Genomic DNA, 19,302 nt, shown 5'->3' on the forward strand with positions numbered 1-19,302 from the left:
GGCCTCCACCGCCGAACGCCTCGCCTGCGACGCCCGCGTGCGACTACTGCTGGACGACCGGACCGGGAACCGCATGTACATGGGCCGCAACCGGCGCCTGGCCACCCCCGCCCAGATCGCCGCACCCACCATCCGCGACGGCGAGGGATGCCAATTCCCAGGCTGCACCCACACCCGGTACCTCCACGCCCACCACGTGCTCCACTGGTTGTTCGGCGGACCCACCGACATCGACAACCTCGTCCTCACCTGCACCCACCACCACAAGCTCATCCACGACGCCGGCTACCGGATCCGACGACTGCCCGGGCGGTGGGAGTTCCTCCGCCCAGACGGCACCCCGATTCCGATCACTACGGCACCGTTGACCGGCAACACCGAAAGTTTGATCGAGATGCACACCCGGGCCCGGCAGCGGATCGGCCACACCACGTTGACCCCGAACTGGGACGGCGACCGCCTCGACCCCGAACCCATCCTGGACGTGCTGCTGCCGAAGAGGACCTCGGCGGCGGCCTGAACGAGGTGTCGCGTTCCGCGGAACGCACCGCGCAAATGGGAAGGGGGAACGGGACCACAGGATAGTTGAGCAGGCACCCGACAGGGCGGTCTCGTCGGAAACGGGCGTGCCCACCGCAACGGAATGCCATCTCGTGCCGGTGGGTTCACGCTCTGTCCGACGCGTGCCGATCCTGGGCACGCGCGCCGGCTCGGGCACGATCCGCGTCAGCAGGCGGCTGGACCAGGAGCTCGAACAGTGGCCGCAGCCGTCGTTCCAGGGTGGGGGCGTCGGCGGTGGCCAGCGCCGAGCTGCCCAGCACCTGTTGCATGAGCCGCACGCCGGCCAGCACCGACAGGAACAACGCGGCTCGCTCGTGGGCCTGTGCGCCGGGCAGCAGCGCCTGCAGTGGGAGCTGGAAGTGGGTGTCGATGGCCCCGCGCAGGATCTCGGTGGCCCGAGGGTTCGCCACCGAGCGCAGCATCAGCAGGAAGCCGTCCACGGAGCGCGGCTCGGCGGCGACCAGCGCCGCCGCGGCGAACCGGCTCAACGACGCGACGTCGTCGGCGATCAGCGTGCGTTCGGTGAAGGCCACCTCGACCACCTCGGCGAACAGCCGCTCCTTCGAGCCGAAATAGCGGTTGACCAGCATCGCGGTCACGCCGGCCGCGTTCGCGATCTCCCGTACGCCCACGCCGTCATAGCCGTGGCTGGTGAAGGCGATCAGCGCCGATCGCAGTATCGCCTCCCGGGTGGCGGCGGCGTCGCGCCGGCGAGCCCGCGGTCCGGTCGGAGAGTCAGCCATGTCTACGAGTGTAGACTTGACGATGTCTACAGCCGTAGACACCACGCCGCACGGAGGGGGTTGACATGGATCTACAGCTGTCCGGCAAGCGGGCATTGGTCACCGGATCGAGCGCCGGCATCGGCGCGGCGATCGCCACGCTGCTGGCCGGCGAGGGCGCCCAGGTAGTGGTGCACGGTCGGGACGCCGCCCGGGCCGAGGCGGTCGCCGAGGCGATCCGCGCAAGCGGCGGCGCCGCGGAAGCGACGACCGGCGATCTGAGCACCGACGGGGGCGCGGACGGGGTGGCCGTCGAGGCCGAGCAGGGCGGAGAGATCGACATCCTGGTCCGGGCACATCGTGCAGTTCTCCTCGATCGGCGGGCGGGTCGGCGGCACCCCCGGCATGGGCGCCTACCAGACCGCCAAGTTCGCCGTGGAGGGCTTCTCCGAGGTGCCTGCTGCTGGGCGCGAGCGCCGTCGAGCTGGCACTGCGCTCGGCCGGGGATCGGAGCGCGGAGGCGCGTCGGTGGGCGGAGCTGAGCCGTTCCGCCGACTACCCGGCGGGACGGTCGTGACCCGGATCGCGCTCGTGACCGGCGCCAACAAGGGTCTCGGCAAGGAGGTCTCACGCCAGCTCGCCGCGCGCGGCATCAGCGTGTTGTTGGGCAGCCGGGACCCGGAGCGCGGCGAGCGCGCGGCCGGTGAGCTGCGCGCCGATGGCCTGCCGGTGCGGCCGGTCGTGTTGGACGTGACCGATGCCGACTCGATCGCGGAGTTGGCGCGGCAGCTGCGCGTCGAGCACGGCCGGCTGGACGTGCTGGTCAACAACGCCGGCATCCTGATCAACCCGCCGGCACTGGAGACGACCGTCGACGACATGCGCACCACCTTCGAGACCAACGTCTTCGGCGTGGTGGCGGTGACCTCTGCGATGCTGCCGCTGCTGGTCGAGGCGCCGGCGCCGAGGATCGTGAACGTGGCCAGCACGACCGCGTCGCTCACCTACAACGCCGGACCGGCCGCCCGGTTCGCCGACGCGCCCCGCAACCTCGCCTACGCCGCCTCCAAGTCGGCGGTCACCATGCTCACCGTGCAGTACGCCAACGCGTTTCGCCGCGCGCCGAGATACACCCACTTCAAGATCAACGCTGCTACTCCGGGACACATCGCCACCGACCTGAACGGCCGACGGGGACCGCGCACCCCGGCGCAGGGCGCGCGCATCGTCACCACCCTGGCCACGCTGCCGGACGACGGTCCCAGCGGCGGCTTCTTCAACGACGGCGGCCACCTGCCCTGGTGACCCGGGCGGCGGCGAGTCACCCACAGGCGAGGCGAGGTTCCTCGCCGATGCGGCAACGGCGCAGACATCAACGAGAGCAGTGCTCTTGACCTGACGCCCGCCCGGTGTAACCTCATCGAGAGAGCACTGCTCTCTAATGAGTTCACCGTTCCAAAGAGGGGGAGACATGAGCGCGATCGAGACCGTTCTGGTGACCGGGGCGACCGGGAACACGGGATCAGCGCTGGTCGAACGGCTGCTGGGGCGCGGGGTGAGCGTGCGGGCGATGGTGCGCACGCCAGCGGCCGCAGCACGGTTCGACGACAGCGCCGCGATACCGGTGATCGCCGACTTCGACGACCCGCGTGCCGTGGCTGCGGCGCTCGCGGGGGTCGACCGGGCGTATCTCGTGACACCGTCGTCCGAGCGCGCGGAAGCCCAGCAGTTGCGGTTCGCCGAGATCGCCGCGGCGGCCGGTGTCCGGCACCTGGTGAAGCTCTCGCAGTTCGCCGCCGCCGCGAGCTCCCCGGTGCGTTTCCTGCGCTACCACGCCGCCGTCGAGCAGCACATCCGCGGGCTCGGCACCGGCTGGACGTTCCTCCGCCCCAACCTGTACCTGCAGGGCCTGCTCGCGATGGCCGCACCGATCCGCGCCGAGGGCAGGTTCTTCGCACCGATCGGTGACGCGCGCGTCAGCGCCGTCGACGTCCGGGACATCGCCGATGTCGCAGCGGCCGTCCTCACCGAGCCCGGGCACGACGGTGCGACCTACTCGATCACCGGCCCGGCCGCCGTCACGCACGCCGAGATCGCCGCCGCGATCGGAGCGGCCACCGGCCGGGATGTCACGTTCGTCGACGTGCCCCCGGCGGTGTTCGCCGACCAGCTGCGGCACGTGCTGCCCGCCTGGCAGGTCGACGGCCTGGTCGAGGACTACGCCCACTACGCCCGCGGCGAGGCCGCCGCCGTGCACGACACGGTCGCGTCCGTGACCGGCCACGCCCCGCGCACCGTCGCCGAGTTCGCCCGCGATCACCGGGACGCGTTCCTGGCGGGCTGACGTTCCGTGGCGACTTCTCGCCACGAGCCGGCCTTGACAACCGGCCGACCATCGAGACACCGCAGGTCGACGTCCGTGTTTCGCCTTTCGACGTCGGCGGCGAGCCTTGCCCTGGAAAGATTTTTCCTTATAGCGTGCGAGCGCCGCAGGCCAGCGATCGACGGTGGAGGTGAAGTGTCCGATCTGAGCCGGTTCGACACCACCTTCCATCGCGCGCTCGACGAGTCGGACTTCTCCGCGACCCGGGGGCTGGGTCCGGGGTCGCGGCTCGTGCAGGGCAGCCAGCACCACATCTGGGACGTGATCAACAAGCTGTTGCTCGCCGAGACGAGGTCGGAGTACGTCGGACTGGACGACCCCGGCTATCTGATGCGGGCCAATGTTCAAGAGAGCATCTGGGCTCGCGGGGCGACCACCCTGAAATCCCTTGCCGATCGCGGCGTCCGAATTCGGCAGGTCAGCACCCGCGCCGGGGCGCAGGCCGACGAGGAGATGTTTCCTTGTCTTCAGTGGCGCACCGGTGGTGAGGCCCGCCTGGTCGATCGACTTCCCGCCAAGGCGTGCGTCGTCGACCGCAGGTTGGCGCTCATCCCGGTCGACCTGGCCGTGCTCGCCCGGGGCATGTTGATCATTACCGACCAGGCCGTCGTCAACCTGCTGCTGTCCACTCACCGCTCGCTCTGGCGTACGGGCGTCGACCCGCGTGGCCTCTGCACCGAGCCACCGCCCGCCCTGCGTCCGGTCCTGGCCATGCTGGCCTCGGGCCTGCCGGATGATCGGGCCGCCCACAACGCTTCCCTGTCACCCCGCACCTACAGCCGACGGGTGGCCGAGCTGATGCGAGTACTGGGCGTGAAATCGCGCTTCGAGGCCGGCATCGAAGCCGCCCGGCGAGGTTGGGTGTAGGAGAGGACTGGTCAGGCCGTCGCCGGGTCGACGGCGGCCATGATGCGCGTCCCGGTCCTGCCGGCCCACGCCTCGCCCATGGTGCCCGGAGAGGTGATGAGCACCTCCCGGCCACCGGCCTCGAGGAACTGGAGGGCCGCTTCGACCTTCGGCCCCATGCTCCCGGGTGGGAACTGGCCGTCGGCCAGGTGCCGGCGCGCCTCGGCGACGTCCATCTGGTCGAGGAAGCGCTCATCGGGCCGGCCGAAGCGCACGGCGACCTGCGGGACCCCCGTCGTGATCACGAGGAGCTGGGCGTTCAGGGCCCTGCCGAGCAGGGCGGACGCGAAGTCCTTGTCGATGACTGCCTCGACGCCGCGGTAGCGGCCGTCGGGGTCCTCGACCACCGGGATGCCGCCCCCGCCTGCGGCGACGACGACGAACCCGGCCTCGGCCAGGGCCCGGACCGCCTCCTGTTCGAGGAAGCCTCCGGGCATCGGTGAGGGGACGACGCGCCGCCAGCCGCGACCGGCGTCCTCCGCAACCGTCCACCCCTGCTCCCGGGCCAGGCGATGCGCCTCGGCACGGGAGTAGAACGAGCCGATCGGCTTGGTGGGCCGCCGGAACGCCGGGTCGGCGCGGTCGACGACGGTGTGGGTGAGGAGCGCGACCACCCGCTGCGGCATGCCGCGTGCGCGCAGCTCACCGGCGAGCGTGCAGCCGAGGATGTAGCCCAGGCTGCCCTGCGAGTCGGCCACGCACATGTCGAGGCCCAGGCTGGGCAGCTCCGGTGCCAGCTCGGCGACGAGGTCGGAACGCCGTTTGATGAAGCCGACCTGCGGACCGTTGCCGTGGGTGAGCACCACCCGCCACCCGGAGCCGATCATCTCGCACAGCCCGGCGGCGATGCCGCGCGCCGCCTCGAACTGCTCGGCGATCGTGGCGGCCGGACCGTCGTCGAGCAGGGCGTTGCCACCGATCGCGACCACTGCCGTCGGGCTGTTCACCGAGGTGACGCTAGGGAAGGACGTGGCCGGGATCACTGGCTCCGATTGCCGGAGAAGCGGTGCTTTCCTTGGCGTCGGGTGACATGGTCGTCGGACGTGATGCCGAGCACAGTGAGGTGTGGTGAGCAGCGTGGAGACCGTCAGGGCGCCTTTCGGGATCACGGTCGAGGAGGCGCTGACGCTGCCCTGCCTGTCGCACGCACGCCTGCTCGCCGGCCACGAGGGCACGGACCGTCGGATCCGGGTCGTCAACATCATGGAGGTCCCCGACATCGTCCGGTGGATGCGCGGGGGCGAGTTCCTCCTCACCACCGGCTACCCGGTCCGTACCGACGAGGCGGCACTCGCCGGGCTGGTGCCCCAGCTGGCGAAGCGCGGCCTCGCGGCGCTCGGGATCCGGATCGGGCCCTACCTGCCGGAGTCGCCGGTCGAGATGCTCGCGGCCGCCGATCGCCTGGGGTTCCCCGTGGTCGAGATCCCGGGCGAAGTCACGTTCAACGACGTGCTCTCCGAGGTGCTGGGCACGATCCTCAACCGGCAGGCGGTCGAGCTGGAACGCTCGGAGATGATCCACAAACGGCTCACCGCCGTCGCCGTCCGGGGCGGCTCCCACCAGGAGCTCATCACGGCGCTGGCCGAGCTGATCCGGTTGCCCACGGCGATCCTGGACACGCAGGGGCGGACCGTTGTCTCCGCGGGCCCGGCCGCGGAGGACCCCGGATCGCCGGACGCGACTCGCCCGATCACGGCGGGCGGCACCCCGCACGGGGACATCGCCGTGTGGACCAGCGGCGCCCACCTGCAACCGCACCAGCTGACGGCGATGGAGCACGCCGCCACCATCGCCGCGATGGCCGTGGCCCAGGAGCGGGCCGTGGTGAGCCGGGAGCAGCGGCACAGCACGCTGCTGCTGATGGAGCTGGTCTCCAACCGGAGGCTGAACCGGGAGGAGATGCTCCGCCGGATCGCCGCGATGCCCTGGAACCTGGACGCCCCGCGCGCGGCCGTGCTCGTCGAGCTGACCCGGTCGGACGGCGAGGTCCGGATCGCCGACCAGCCGATCGAGGACCGGTTGACTCGCGGTGCGCACCACGCGGCCGGCCCGGAGTCGATCGTCTGGGGGCTCGACCGGGCGCTGGCGATGCTCGTCGAGCCGGGCACCTCGCTCGGCCAGGTCTGCCAGTCCGTGCACGACCAGATCGCCCGGATCTGCCCCGACGCGCACGTCCGGATCGGCTGCGGGCGGGTCTACCCGGACTTCACCGACCTGCACCGCAGCTACCAGGAGGCGGGCGAGGCGCTGTCCCTCGGGCGGGAGCTCTACGACCGCGGGTTCGTGCTGCGCCACGACGAGCTGGGCGTCTACCGGCTGCTCTACCAGCTGCCGCCGGAGGAGCTGCGCCGGCAGGTGGACGAGGCGCTCGGCCCGCTGGCGGCCTACGACCGCGAGCACCGGGGGAGCCTGGTCCACACCCTGGAGTGCTACCTGCACAACGACCGCAACGGGGTGGCGACCGCGGACGAGCTGAACGTGCACTACAACACGTTGCGCTACCGGTTGGGGCAGATCGAACGGCTCACCGGTGGGGTCGAGCGCCACCCGATGAGCCGGCTGCAGCTGGAGATCGCCGTGCACGCCAACCGCCTCGTGGCGGCGGCGAAGGCCCAGCACCGCGCGCCGGCGCCCCGGCGACGGCGGTGAGCGCCAGCGCGACACCGCGCGCGAGGTCGCTGCCCGAGTGGTGCCCGACCGCCAGCAGCGACGCCAGCGGCGCATCCAGCGGGGCCGTCCCGCCGAGCGCGGCGATCATGGTCGCGAGCGGCGGGACGCACCGGCCCTGCGCCGCGTGCCGGAGCAGCCCCGCGGAGATCAGCGGGGTCCGCCGGTGGGCGCAGGCGGCGACCGTGCGGGCCGCGCCGTCGGCCGCTGCGTTCGCAACGCCGAGGGCACGCACGGTCACCAGCGCCCCGGCGACGACATCGTCCCCGGACGGGGTCAGACCCGGGCCCAGCCCGAGGAGCCGGAGCACGGCGTGCCCGGTCGTGTCCCGGTCCCCCCCGGCGAGCCCCGCCCGCAACGCCGCCACCGGTGCGGCGAGGACGTCCGGGAGGGGGCGGGCGGCCGCGGCGACCAGCCCGGCGAACTCGCCCGCCCGGTCGAGCGCGCCCCGGACGTTCGCGATGTGCGGCCGGCCGGGAGCCCACCACCGGGTCACCGGCACCGTCAGCGGGCCCACCCGCACCGCAGCGGCGCCCACGGTCGCGCGCATCCCGGGCCGCACGGCCGCGAACGGCGCGTCGGCCGCGGTCAGGGGCAGTACCACGGCGTTCGGCACCCGGACGGCGTCGCGGGTGACCAGCGCCATGATCTCCGGATCGGCTCCCCCGACCTCCAGGTAGGCCGCGGCCCGCAGGACGCCGACGACCCGCGCCGGCCGATGCCCGCCCTCGAGGAGGCCGGCCAACGCGAGACTCGCCGCGCCCGGCGTCGTCATCCCGCGTCCGGCGGGACCGGGAACGCGCGCAACGCCTTCACGAAGCACTCCATCGGCGCGTGGGTGATGCCGGCACCGATCTGCCCGATCCCCGGCTCCTTGTGCGCGATGCCAGTGGTGATGATCGGTTCCAGGCCGGAGTCGGCGACCGCCCGCACGTCGATGCCGAGCGGGCTGCCGGCGAAGTCGAGCGTCGGCATCTGGAACTCGCGGTGCCGACCCACCGTGATCATCGCCATCTCCTCGGTGGCCCGGCGGGCGTCCGCCGTGGTGCCGCCGACGAATCCGACGATGGCGGGCGCGGCCGCGAGCGAGAAGCCGCCGAGCCCGTGCACCTCCGCGATGGCGCTGTCACCGATGTCGGGGTTGGCATCCGCCGGGCCGTAACCCGGGAAGTAGAGCCCGTCCACGTCGGCGGCCGGTGCCGTGAACCAGTCGTCACCGATCCCGCTGACCCGGATCCCGACGTCGACCCCGTTGCGGGCGAACGTCGTCACCACGGTCGAGTGCTCGACTCCGTGCCCGGCCATCGTGGCGAGCTTGCTGGCCGCCATGGAGAAGTTGAGGAACCAGTAGTCGTTGCCGCCGAGGAACTCGAGCGCCTCCACGCCGCCCAGCGCGTCCTGACGGGCGAGCGCCGGCGCGAGCAGGCGCACGAGGAGCGCGCTCGCCGCGACGTTGCGGCTGTGGCACTCGTCGCCCATCTGCAGCGCCTTGGCGATGACCGACTTCAGGTTGACCGGCTCGGACAGCGAGCGGACCGCGGCCTGCAGGCTCGGCCCGAGGCGCTCGCCCATCCACCGCAGCCGCCGCATGACGTCGTCGCCGAGCGCGCCGTAGCGCAGGCAACGGCCCTGCCCCTCGTTGAGGTTGCAGTAGGCCTGCCGGCCCGTCGCCGGATCCGCCACGACCAGCACCGGCATCGACGCGGAGATGATGCCCGCCATCGGACCGACCGCGTCGTGGTGGTGGCACGGGTCGAAGGAGATCTCGCCGGAGTCCGCCATGCGCGTGGCGGCCTCGGGCGAGTCGGCCCATCCCTCGAGCAGCGCAGCGCCCACCACGGCCGCCCGCATCGGCCCGCACATGCGCTCCCACGCGATCGGCGGGCCCGCGTGCAGCAGCAGTCGCTCCTCGGCGAGTTCGGGGATGACCTCACGGGCGGGCCGCACGTCCACGAGGTGCGGCTGCGCGTCCAGGATGCGGTGCAGCGCCTCCTGGTTGGCGGCCTCGACGAGGGGATGGGCGGTCAGCGCGGCGAGCCGCATCCCGAGATCCCGGTCGCCCTGTGCCGGCGGCCGCCAGTCCAGCGTCACGACGTCGGCCCCGGCGGCGGCGACCGGCCCGGCGAACTCGCCGAGGCCGACGTTCACCGCGCGGACCGGCCCCGTGAACAGATCCTGCAGCGAGTTCATCGGCCCACTCCCCCGGTCGCGCTGGTCAGTACCGCTGCGGCCAGCCGCGCGGCGTCGGTGCTGCTGCGGGCGATCACGGCACCGGCCTCGGCCAGCGTCCGCTCCTGCCCGGCCAGTCCTTGCGGGTCGGCCGCCGTGCCCACGACGAACGCGACGACGACCGGGCCACCCGGCCGCGAGGTCGCCTCGGCCACCACCCCGGCGAGTGCCCCGGCCGGGTCCGGGCCCGCGCCGTGGCCGAGCACGACGTCGAGCACGATCACCGCGGTTGCCGGGTCGTGGGTGGCGCTGCGCAGGTACTCGACACGCGTGCTGGGATCGATCATCGGGTGCGGACGGCCGACGGTGAACCGGTCGTCGCCGAGATCGAGGATCACGTGCCGGCCGGGCAGCGAGCCGGGTGGCCCGTCGTCCACCGTGTGGTCGACGTGCCCCAGCAACGGTTCGACGAGCAGGCCCGCCTCGTAGGCGAACGTGCCGCCGGCGTACAGACCGCGCAGCAGGCGGCGGCCCCCGTCGAGCCCGGCCGCGAGGCGGTCGGCGGCGTGGGCGGGCGCGGCGGGCGGGGGCGTCCCGGTCCCGAGCCGGACGGCGGCGGCCGCCGCCTCGTCGAGGCTGGGGACCACCACGACCGAGTCCGAGGGCGACTGCAGGTCCGCGCCGAGGAACGCGACCACGACCGGCTTCCCGATGGCGCCGGCCTGCTGGAGCACCTTCTCCGCCACCGGTGCGGCCGGCGGTTTGGAGACGAGCCCGATGACCTCGGTGGCCGGGTCGGCGGCGAGGGCGTCGAGGGCGGCGAGCATCGAGAGGCCGCCCACCTCCTCGGACAGGTCGCGGCTGCCCACCCCGACGACCTGGCTGATCCCCGAGCCCCAGGTGTCGACCAGCGAGGAGACCTGTTGCAGGCCGGTGCCCGAGGCGCCGACGAGGCCGACGCCGCCGGAGCGGAGCTGGTTCGCGAAGCCGAGCGGGACGCCGTTCAGCACCGCCGTCCCGCAGTCCGGGCCCATCACGAGCAGGTCGCGCCGCTGCGCTTCCTGCTTGAGCAGCACCTCGTCCTCGACCGGCACGTTGTCGCTGAAGAGGAACACGTGCATGCCGTTGCGGAGGGCCTTCAGCGCCTCGGCCGTCGCGTACCGGCCGGGGGTGGAGATCAGGGCGAGGTTCGCGCCGCCGCCCGCTCCGGCGAGGGTCCGTGGCGCCGGCGACGCCGCGCCGTCGCCGGCTCCTGGCGACGTCCCCTCCCCGTGCAACGCCTCCTCGGCCGCCACGAGCGCGGCCCGCACGGCGGTCTCCTCGCCGTCCACCGCGATCACGAGGTCGTTCGGGCCCGCATCGCGGGACTCGTCGGTCAGCAGCCCCGCGGCCGCCAGCACGTCCTTGTTGGTCTCGGTGGCCATGACCAGGCTCGCGGTCCGGACACCCGGTCGTCCACCCAGCTCGGAGGCCACCCGCATCAGGACCACGGAGTCGAAGTACGAGTTCGCCCGCGCGACGCTACCCACAGCCATGCGGTCACTGTGCCGCCGCACCGGGTGCTGGTCATGGGCAGCAGGTGACAGAAGTGGCCGGATCCCCCCAGCACCGCTTGCCAGTGACCCGCCCGCGCGGCGCGACGCGGCCGGTACCGGCTCGACATCGGCGACGACCTCTGGCACGCCCTTCCCGTCACCGGCTTCGTGCTCTACCTCCTGCTCACCGCGCGGGAACTCGCGAACGCCTGGTCCGGAAAGCCCGCTCCGCGCCGGCAACCCGTCGCCCGACCGTCGTCACGAGCTGTCAGTTTCGGCCGCCGATTCTCGGCACCGGTTGCCGGTGACGGCAGCACCCACCGCCACCGAGTCTGTGTCGCACGCCACAGCGCGTCACCGTCGACCCCCAGGGACTGTGCATGGACCTGCTCATCGAGAACGCCCGAGTGTGGGACGACCGAGGTCTCGTCGACATCGCCGTCTCCGACGGTCGGATCGCCGCGATCGGCCCGGACCTGGGCCAGGACGCGGCCCGGCGGATCGACGCCGCAGGGCGGGCCGTCCTGCCCGGCTTCGTCGAACCGCACCTGCACATGGACAAGGCGCTGCTCTACCGCAGGCAACCCACCCGCGACGGCACGCTGGAGGAGGCGATCCGGCTCACCGGCAAGCTGAAGGCCGAGCAGGACCGCGAGGACGTCCTCGAGCGCTCCCGCGCGGTGCTGGACATGGCGGTGCGCGCCGGCACGGTGGCCATCCGCGTGCACCCGGACGTGGATCCGTTGCAGGGCCTCCTCGGGGTGGAGACGGCGCTGCAACTCCAGCAGGAGTACCGGGACCTGGTCGACATCCAGATCGTGGCGTTCCCGCAGGAGGGCATCGTCAAATCGCCGGGAACGCTCGAACTGATGACCGAGGCGATGCGGATGGGCGCCTCGGTCGTCGGGGGATGTCCGTACAACGAGGCCGACCGGAACGACACCGAACGCCACATCGAGCACGTGTTCGAGCTCGCGGAACGCTTCGACGCCCCCGTCGACATGCACGCCGACTTCGCCGACGACGCCCAGGACCCGCGCTTCACGACCGCGCGGCACATCGCCGAACAGGCGCTCAAACGTGGCTACCGGTCCCGGGTGTCCCTCGGCCACGTCACCAGCCTCGCGGCGCTGTCCCCCCAGGAGTGCGAAGCCGTCATCTCGCTCCTGCGCGAGGCGGACGTCCAGATCGTCACGCTCCCGGCCACCGACCTCTACCTCGGCGGCCGGCGGGACACGAAGAACCAGCGACGCGGGCTCACCCCGGTCCACCTGCTGCGGGACTCGGGCGTCAACGTCACGTTCTCCTCGAACAACGTCCGCAACGCGTTCACCCCGTTCGGCAAGGCCGACCCGCTGCTGATCGGAAACCTGCTCGCACACGCGGCCCAGTTCGGGACACCGCACAGCCAGGCCGAGGTGCTCCGCATGGCGACCTACGACGCGGCTCGCTCCATCGGGATCGCCGACTCCTACGGGCTCGCGGTCGGGAAGGCGGCCGACCTGGTGGTGTTCGACTGCAACCGGGTCGACGACGTACTGCTCGACATCCCGGTGCGCCGATGGGTCGTGAAGCGCGGCCGGGTCACGGTCGAGACGCGACACGACTGTGTGATCAACCCGACCGACGGACGAGGAGCCCAGCGGTGACCGACAAGTCGACAGAGATCGGTGCCGCTGCGGCGAAGCCGACGAACTGGCTCAACCTGCCCGTCGAGGTGGCCGCCTCCCTGCTCGCGATCACCACGGTGCTGATCTCCCTCGGCCCCCCGCACCTCCCGCCGTGGGCGATCTTCATCGGCTGGGCGGGAACGTTCGCGATGGGCGGACCCACCCGGGAGAACATGAAGCGGATCTGGGCGGTGATGCCGCTCGGGTCGTTCGCCGCCTTCCTGATCGTCCTGGGCTTCCAGCAGGCCGCCCTGCTCTTCACCGGGGCCGCCTACGTCATCGCGGAGATGGTCATCCTCTTCGTCCTCAACGGCGCGATGATCTCGGTGGCCCGCCTCTCGCCGGTGTTCGCGTTCGTCCCCGGCATGTTCTTCGGGTTCGCCACCTTCTTCGCCACCTTCTTCGGCGGGTTCGGACCGGACTCGACCAGCCCGGTACTGGCGCTCCTGGCGGCCGTCGTGATGAACGCGCTGGGGCCGATCTACGCCTGGCTGAACATGAAGCTGGCCGCACCGCACGGCCACTGAGACCGAGCGGGTGGCCGTGCTACCCGGTCGCGGCGTCCACCGGTGCGGCGACCCAGCTCCGCCGCATCGGCCTGAGCACGAAGTAGGCGAGGAGCGCGGTGGCGATGTCCAGCGCGGCCACGATGAAGAACACCGGCGCCCAACTGCCGGTGGCCGCCACGAGGTAGGCGGCCGCGGGCCCGCCGAGGATGGCCCCGACGCCCTGGGCCACGTAGAGGAACCCGTAGTTGGTGGTGGCGTGCTCCGGCCCGTAGATGTCGGTGAGCGTGGCCGGGAACAGGGAGAAGATCTCCCCCCAGCCGAAGAAGACGACCCCGGTGAGGATGACGAACAACACCGGGTTCTCGCGGAAGGCGAGCACCGACAGCACGGCGATGCCTTCGAGGGTGAACGCGATGAGCATCGTCTGCTCGCGCCCGATCCGGTCGGAGACCCAGCCGAAGAAGGGGCGGGTGAGGCCGTTGGTGATGCGGGACAGGCTCAACGACAGTGCGACCGCACCGATCCCGAGCACCTGGTAGCCGTCCACGCCGAAGTCGCGGGCGAACACCTCGACCTGCGCGGCCACCATGAGCCCGCCGGTGGACATCATCGCCATCATGACCAGCAGGAGCCAGTACGGGCGGGTGCGCAGCATCTCGCGGGGCCGGTAGCTGCGCTGCGACTGCCGGCCGCCGGCGACCAGCGCCGGGTCGATGCCGGCGTTTCGGGGTGGCTTGCGCAGGCCCTGCGCCACGACCAGGCCGACCAGGCCCTGGATCAGACCGAAGGTGATCAGTGCCTGCTGGTGGTCACCGGCATCGACCATGGCGGCGATCGGGACCGTGGTCAGGAACGCACCGAATCCGTAGCCCGCCGCGGCCAGCCCGACGGCGAGGCCCCGCCGGTCCGGGAACCAGCCGACGACCAGGCCGATGACCCCGACGTAGACGATGCCCGTCCCGATCCCGCCGAGCACGCCGTAGGTGAGGTACAGCCCGAGCAGTGAGGTCACGGGTGCGGCCAGCACCCAGCTGGCGCCGACGAGCAGCGCCCCGATCGAGAGCAGCAGCCGCGGCCCGAACCGGTCCACCAGCCACGCCTGCACCGGCGAGAACCACGTCTGCAGGACGATCAGCAGGGAGAACGTGACCTGCAGTGCGGCCACGCCCGCACCGGTGGTGTCCTGCAGCGCAGGCACGAACAGCGTCCACGTGTACTGCGGGCTGGAGATCACGATCATGGCCGCGATCCCGAGCGCGAGCTGGACCCAGCGACGGGTCGCCGCGCCTCCCGCCCCGGCGCCGGCTCGCTCCGAACTCGTCGTTGGTGCTACCTCTGACATGCCGACTCTCCTTCGAGTCCAGGGGCGTGCGAGGACACCGGAGCGGCGGGCGGGTCCGCGCCGGTCGTTCGGGGGCGTGCGAGCGGCTACCAGCCCAGCGCGCTGCCCTCCCCACGCGGATCGGCTCCGCCCATGAGCAGGTTCCGTTCCGGGTCGACCCGGATCGCCTGCGCGTGGCCCATCACGTCGTCGAACTCGCCGACCGGCCGGACCGGATGGCCACGGCGCTGCAGTTCGTCGACGGTCTCGCGCCCGAAGCGGCTCTCGACCCGCAGGTCGCGGGTCTCCTCGCCCCAGGTGCGGCCGTAGAGCCATCGGGGGGCGTCGATGGCCTGCTGCACGTCCTGGCCGAAGTCGACGACCCGGTTGACGATCGCCGTCGAGGTCTGCGGCTGCCCCTCCCCGCCCATCGTCCCGTAGACGAGGTGCGGGCGGCCGTCGCGCAGCAGCAGCCCCGGCATCAGGGTGTGGAACGTGCGCTTCCCCGGTTCGAGCCGGTTGACGTGCTCCTCGTCGAGGGAGAAGAAGGAGCCCCGGTTCTGCAGCATGATCCCGGTCTCGCCGCCGACGAACGCGGAGCCGCACTCGTGGTAGAGGCTCTGGATGACGGATGCGGCGTTGCCCTCGTCGTCGACCACAACGGTGCACGTGGTGTCCCCGCCCACCGCCGCGGCCGGCTCCGGTGCCGGAAGGTGGGCGCGCCCGATCCGGGAGCGCAGCTCCGCGGCGTACTCCTTCGACAGCAGGTCACCGAGCGGCGCGGGGCTGAACTCGGGGTCGGTGAGGTAGCGGTCCCGGTCGGCGAACACCAGCTTCGTCGCCTCGGCCACGGTGTGCACGTACTCCGCGCTGCCGTCGCCCATGGCGGCCAGGTCGAGGCCTTCCAGGACGTTCAGCAGCATCAGGTGCGCGAAGCCCTGCGAGTTGGGCGGGTGCTGGTAGCAGTCGAGTCCGCGGTACGTGGTGTGCAGCGGCTCGGTCCAGTCGGACCGGTGCTCGGCGAAGTCCTCGACGGCGAGCACGCCCCCTTCCTGCTGCACCGCCCGCGTGATCTCCTCGGCCACCGCTCCGGTGTAGAAGCCGTCGCGGCCGTGCGCGGCGACCCGTTCCAGCGTGGCCGCGAGCCGGGGCAACCGCACCTCGCGTCCCACGTCGGGCGCTGCGCCGTCGAGCGCCTCCCAGTTCGGGGCGTGCGTGGCGAGCACGTCGGCGACCTGGCGCAGGCAGGCGGCCTGGCCGCCGCACATCGGGTAGCCGTCCCTGGCGTGCGCGATGGCGGGGGCGAGCACCCGGGCCAGCGGCAGCCGCCCGAACCGGCCGTGCGCGGCACACCAGCTGTCGACCGCGCCGGGCACCGTGACCGCGGCCGACGCGCCCCGCTGCGGGATCGTCGCGTGCCCCCGCGCGCGGTAGAACTCGCGGGTGGCCGCACGGGCCGCTCGCCCGCTGCCGTTGAGCGCGTGCACCCGCCTGCCGGCGGCGTCGTAGATGAGCCAGAACGCGTCCCCGCCGGGACCGGTCATGTGCGGGTAGACCACGCCGAGGGCGGCGTTGACGGCGACCGCGGCGTCCACGGCGCTGCCGCCGTCCTCCAGCACCCGCAGCCCGGCGGCCGACGCGATGTAGTGCGGGGACGCGACCATCCCCCGGCGCGCCAGCGCCACCGGGCGCGTGGTGCGACTCATCGAATACTGCATTCACCGACTGTGGCTGCCGCCATTGCAATGGTCTATCCACCAACCGAGTGGCCTGGTGGTCTGACCACCGCCCACCGGTACGATGCGGGCATGGCGGAGCTGGAGCGCGCCGGACTCGACATCCGACCGGTCGCCCGCACGCGCGCTCACGAGGAGGTGGCCCGCCAGCTGCGGGACCTCATGAAGGACGGCACCCTCCGGCCGGGTGACCGGCTTCCCTCCGAGCGGGAGCTCTCCGCCCGGTTCCTCGTCAGCCGCGCGACGATCCGCCAGGCCCTCGAGGTGCTCGACCACAACGGGCTGATCGAACGCCGGATGGGCGAGGGCACGTTCGCGCGGGCGGACTCCGCCACGGCCTCCGTCACGACGCTCGTCACCGCGCTGCGGCTGGCCGAGGGCACCCTCGCCGACCAGCTCGAACTGCGCCTCCTCTTCGAGCCCCAGGTCGCCAGGCTGGCCGCGCAACGGGCCCGGTCCGCCGACCTCGACGTCCTCCGGCAAGCCGTTTCCCGCCAGGAGGAGCAGCTCGCGCGGGGAACCCCGTTCGTCGACGACGACAGCGCGTTCCACCTCGCGATCGCGCGGGCCGCCACGAACGATCTGCTGGCCAAGATGGTCGAGGGCATCCACGAGCTGCTGCGCGACAGCCGGGAGCGGTCGTTGCACGCACCGGACGGCATGCAGCAGTCACTGGACGGGCACCACCGGATCCTGGACGCCATCTGCCGGCACGACGAGGAAGGCGCGTACGAGGCGATGCACGGGCACCTGCTCGACGTCCAGCGGCTCAGCCTCCAGTCCGTCGCGGAGGGGCTCGGTGCCGGACCGGCCGGCCCCCGATGACCGACAGCAGCTGCGACTTGTCGTAGCTCTCGCCGCCCGGCACCGGGCCGCGCCCCCGTCGTCCGGGACCGACGGCCGGGAGCCAGATGGTCAGGAGGATGAGGCCGCAACCGCCGAGCTGGGTCGCCGCGGGCACCTGGCCGAGGACGACGGCGGCGAGGACGACCGCCCCGACCGGCTGCAGCAGCAGGAGCGTCGATGCCCACGCGGGTTCGATGCTCGCCAGCCCGCGCGCCACCAGGAGCCAGCTGACGACCTGCCCGAACACGGCGAGCAGCGCCAGCCACAGCCAGGTGGTCGCCGGCAGGTCCACGGCGATCCCCGTCGTCGCCGCACCCGCGACGCCTGCGGTCGCGGCGGCCGCGGCGGTGCCGACGAACACCGGCGTCGCGGGGTGTGCGGGTGAGCGGCGACCGGAGCGCCGGTTGAGGAACAGGTATCCCGTGTAGGCGACCGCCGCGAGCGCGCAGAGCACGGTTCCCCGAACGGGGTCGCCACCCAGGCCGCCGGCACCGCCCAGCGCGCCGCCGGCAAGGGCGACCCCGACGGTCAGGACCGGAAGTGCGAGCAGGAAGCGCCTGCTGATGCGGGTGCGGCTCACCAGCCCCACCAGGACGGGGAACAGGACGACCTGCAGGTTGACGACGACGGTGGCGATGCCGGCCCCGATGTCACCGATGCTGACGTTCCACATGAGGAAGTCGACGCCCAGGAACACCCCCGCGATCAGGGCCGAGCCCGTCAGCCCCGCGGGGAGGCGGCCGTGCCGGCGGATCTCCACCAACACGAGCGGGATCAGTGGCACTTCGGCGGCGACGGCGATCGTCGCGGCGTGTCAGTGCCCCTTGGCGGCGCGGCCGAGGCGCAGCGCCGAGACCAGGAAGAAGATCCCGCCGAGCACGGCGTAGCCGGCGACCTTGCTCAGCGTGGAGTTCTCCGCGGCGGCCTCGATGAAGAACGACGTCCCGGCGAGCACCGAGATGCCCCCGCTGAGGATCATCGCCCACTGGCCGCCCATCTTGCGGCGACTCACGGCGACGATCAGCTGGACGAGGCCCGCCACAACGGCCCACACTCCCCACACCCGCAGCACCGCCGGAACACCGGACGCGAGCGCGATGGCCATTCCGATCGCGGCGAGGGAGCTGATCGCGATGTTCACGTACAGGCCGGTGGCCGATCCGATCAACCGGGACCTGCGGGCGTCGACGATCGCGGCGGCCACGTCGAACAGCGGGTACAGCACGATCAGCGTCGCGCTCACCGGCCCGACGCTCGCGCCGGTCACGAACAACAGCGCCGCCCATACGACGGCGAAGCCGAAACGGGCGAAGTACAGCCCCCGGAGGGCTGAGGCCATCTGCACCTGCGGCGAAGCGGTCGCTGTTGTCATGACGGTTCCTTCGATCGGCGAGCGACAGGTAGACGTACCAGTTCGTCTACATGTCTCAGGCTCCCGGCTCCGCCTGCCCGCCGCAAGGGCATGTGATGCGCGCCATGGCACCGCGCGGCAGCGATCGGCCCACCCGGCCGCGGCCCACTCGACCGCCACCCACGGCAGCATCGCGGCCACCCGGCGGACCTTGCCTGGCGGGGGGGAACCCGCCGGCACGCGCGCTCAGGGCGAGGTCGCACCCGGCAATGCGGCGCCCGCCCGCGCAGCGTCGATCATGGCTCGACCCGCGCCGATGATCGTGTCGAGGCGGGACGCCGGGTCGAGGCCGAGGTAGCCGCCGACCATCGCGCCGTCACGCAGGATGACCAGCTGCTCGACCAGCGTGGCGGAGCCGCCGACGCCCAGCTCTTCGAGCAGACCCCTCAGGAAGCCCGCGAACCACTCGCGGTGCGTGGCGATGGCCCGGCGGACGGGATGGGCGGGGTCGGCGTACTCGGCCGCGGCGTTGATGAACGGGCAGCCGCGGAACCCGGGCGTGCAACTCAGCTCCGCGATTCCGCGCGCGATGGCGAGGAGCGTGTCGCAGGCGTCGCCGGACTCGGCGCGGAACTGCTCGAGCACCCGGCGCTCGAGCGCCGCACGGCCCTCGAGATAGGCCAGGACCAGATCGTCCTTGGAGGGGAAGTGCCGGTAGAAGGTGACCTTGCTGACGCCCGCCTCGGCGATCAGCCGGTCCGCGCTCACCGCGCGGATCCCCTTGGCGTAGAAGTACTCGTCGGCCGCTGCCAGGATCCGCTCCCGGACCGGCGAGGACTGCCGCACAGCAGTCCCCCGCGCCCCGTCGGTCGTCCGCGCCATCACCGCTCCAACCCGTTCCGGCCGTTCCAGCAAGGAGCCGATCC

The 19,302-nt window shown here is 72.4% G+C and carries 17 protein-coding genes and 2 pseudogenes; 9 read left to right on the top strand and 10 right to left on the bottom strand.

What is annotated here, in order from left to right:
- On the top strand, positions 1 to 520 hold a 520-nt coding region (locus ACU436_RS35965; RefSeq protein WP_459031556.1), incomplete at its 5' end, for an HNH endonuclease signature motif containing protein.
- Between the two features lie 145 nt (positions 521 to 665).
- Here ACU436_RS35965 and ACU436_RS35970 read toward each other — a convergent pair.
- Positions 666 to 1,304, bottom strand: a complete 639-nt coding sequence (locus ACU436_RS35970) for a TetR/AcrR family transcriptional regulator (protein ID WP_459031557.1) — start codon at positions 1,302 to 1,304, stop codon at positions 666 to 668.
- Positions 1,305 to 1,369: 65 nt separating this feature from the next.
- Between ACU436_RS35970 and ACU436_RS35975 the strand changes: the two are divergent.
- The 4 genes and pseudogenes from ACU436_RS35975 to ACU436_RS35990 form a co-directional block, all read left to right on the top strand.
- Positions 1,370 to 1,576 (top strand): annotated as a pseudogene (locus ACU436_RS35975) (SDR family NAD(P)-dependent oxidoreductase); the annotation flags it as partial.
- A 67-nt stretch (positions 1,577 to 1,643) separates the two neighbouring features.
- Positions 1,644 to 2,588 (top strand): SDR family oxidoreductase, encoded by a 945-nt coding sequence (locus ACU436_RS35980; RefSeq protein WP_459031558.1) that lies wholly within the window; start codon positions 1,644 to 1,646, stop codon positions 2,586 to 2,588.
- 166 nt (positions 2,589 to 2,754) lie between these two features.
- Positions 2,755 to 3,627 (top strand): SDR family oxidoreductase, encoded by an 873-nt coding sequence (locus ACU436_RS35985; protein ID WP_459031559.1) that lies wholly within the window; start codon positions 2,755 to 2,757, stop codon positions 3,625 to 3,627.
- Positions 3,628 to 3,801: 174 nt separating this feature from the next.
- Positions 3,802 to 4,533, top strand: a complete 732-nt coding sequence (locus tag ACU436_RS35990) for a hypothetical protein (RefSeq protein ID WP_459031560.1) — start codon at positions 3,802 to 3,804, stop codon at positions 4,531 to 4,533.
- Positions 4,534 to 4,544: 11 nt separating this feature from the next.
- Here the strand turns inward: ACU436_RS35990 and ACU436_RS35995 are convergent, their stop codons facing one another.
- Positions 4,545 to 5,519 carry a carbamate kinase gene (locus ACU436_RS35995; RefSeq protein ID WP_459031561.1) on the bottom strand — a complete coding sequence of 325 codons (975 nt, stop codon included), beginning with the start codon at positions 5,517 to 5,519 and terminating at the stop codon, positions 4,545 to 4,547.
- 130 nt (positions 5,520 to 5,649) lie between these two features.
- On the opposite strand from ACU436_RS35995, the gene ACU436_RS36000 reads away from it, so the two are divergent.
- A complete protein-coding gene (locus tag ACU436_RS36000; protein ID WP_459031562.1) occupies positions 5,650 to 7,221 on the top strand; it encodes a PucR family transcriptional regulator in 1,572 nt (523 codons plus the stop codon).
- Positions 7,222 to 7,231: 10 nt separating this feature from the next.
- Here the strand turns inward: ACU436_RS36000 and ACU436_RS36005 are convergent.
- The 3 genes and pseudogenes from ACU436_RS36005 to fdrA all read right to left on the bottom strand — a co-directional run.
- Positions 7,232 to 8,014 (bottom strand): annotated as a pseudogene (locus ACU436_RS36005) (oxamate carbamoyltransferase subunit AllH family protein); the annotation flags it as partial.
- Positions 8,011 to 9,429, bottom strand: a complete 1,419-nt coding sequence (locus tag ACU436_RS36010) for a YlbE family protein (protein WP_459031563.1) — start codon at positions 9,427 to 9,429, stop codon at positions 8,011 to 8,013. The gene ACU436_RS36010 and the pseudogene ACU436_RS36005, both read right to left, overlap by 4 nt.
- A complete protein-coding gene (gene fdrA, locus ACU436_RS36015) occupies positions 9,426 to 10,943 on the bottom strand; it encodes an acyl-CoA synthetase FdrA (RefSeq protein WP_459031564.1) in 1,518 nt (505 codons plus the stop codon). Before fdrA ends, ACU436_RS36010 begins: the two co-directional genes overlap by 4 nt.
- A 380-nt stretch (positions 10,944 to 11,323) precedes the next feature.
- Between fdrA and ACU436_RS36020 the strand changes: the two genes are divergently transcribed.
- Both ACU436_RS36020 and ACU436_RS36025 read left to right on the top strand, forming a co-directional pair.
- Positions 11,324 to 12,592: an amidohydrolase family protein gene (locus ACU436_RS36020; RefSeq protein ID WP_459031565.1), complete on the top strand. Its 1,269-nt coding sequence runs from the start codon at positions 11,324 to 11,326 to the stop codon at positions 12,590 to 12,592.
- Complete coding sequence (locus ACU436_RS36025; RefSeq protein ID WP_459031566.1) at positions 12,589 to 13,140, top strand: DUF1097 domain-containing protein; 552 nt, start codon at positions 12,589 to 12,591, stop codon at positions 13,138 to 13,140. Before ACU436_RS36020 ends, ACU436_RS36025 begins: the two co-directional genes overlap by 4 nt.
- A gap of 19 nt (positions 13,141 to 13,159) precedes the next feature.
- Here ACU436_RS36025 and oxlT read toward each other — a convergent pair whose 3' ends face one another.
- Both oxlT and ggt read right to left on the bottom strand, forming a co-directional pair.
- Positions 13,160 to 14,464 (bottom strand): oxalate/formate MFS antiporter, encoded by a 1,305-nt coding sequence (oxlT, locus tag ACU436_RS36030; protein WP_459031567.1) that lies wholly within the window; start codon positions 14,462 to 14,464, stop codon positions 13,160 to 13,162.
- A gap of 86 nt (positions 14,465 to 14,550) precedes the next feature.
- Entirely contained in the window at positions 14,551 to 16,149 is a 1,599-nt protein-coding gene (ggt, locus tag ACU436_RS36035; protein ID WP_459031568.1) for a gamma-glutamyltransferase, read from the bottom strand.
- Positions 16,150 to 16,251: 102 nt separating this feature from the next.
- On the opposite strand from ggt, the gene ACU436_RS36040 reads away from it, so the two are divergent.
- Positions 16,252 to 17,004 (top strand): FadR/GntR family transcriptional regulator, encoded by a 753-nt coding sequence (locus ACU436_RS36040; protein WP_459031569.1) that lies wholly within the window; start codon positions 16,252 to 16,254, stop codon positions 17,002 to 17,004.
- On the opposite strand, the gene ACU436_RS36045 is transcribed toward ACU436_RS36040, so the two are convergent.
- From ACU436_RS36045 to ACU436_RS36055, 3 genes are all read right to left on the bottom strand, one after another.
- Complete coding sequence (locus tag ACU436_RS36045; RefSeq protein ID WP_459031570.1) at positions 16,949 to 17,791, bottom strand: DMT family transporter; 843 nt, start codon at positions 17,789 to 17,791, stop codon at positions 16,949 to 16,951. The two genes, ACU436_RS36040 and ACU436_RS36045, sit on opposite strands and share 56 nt — an antisense overlap.
- A gap of 48 nt (positions 17,792 to 17,839) precedes the next feature.
- A complete protein-coding gene (locus ACU436_RS36050) occupies positions 17,840 to 18,397 on the bottom strand; it encodes a hypothetical protein (RefSeq protein WP_459031571.1) in 558 nt (185 codons plus the stop codon).
- A 225-nt stretch (positions 18,398 to 18,622) separates the two neighbouring features.
- Positions 18,623 to 19,258, bottom strand: a complete 636-nt coding sequence (locus tag ACU436_RS36055) for a TetR/AcrR family transcriptional regulator (RefSeq protein ID WP_459031572.1) — start codon at positions 19,256 to 19,258, stop codon at positions 18,623 to 18,625.
- Between the last annotated feature and the right edge of the window lie 44 nt (positions 19,259 to 19,302).

The sequence above is a fragment of the Pseudonocardia wallangbongensis genome, assembly GCF_054486945.1.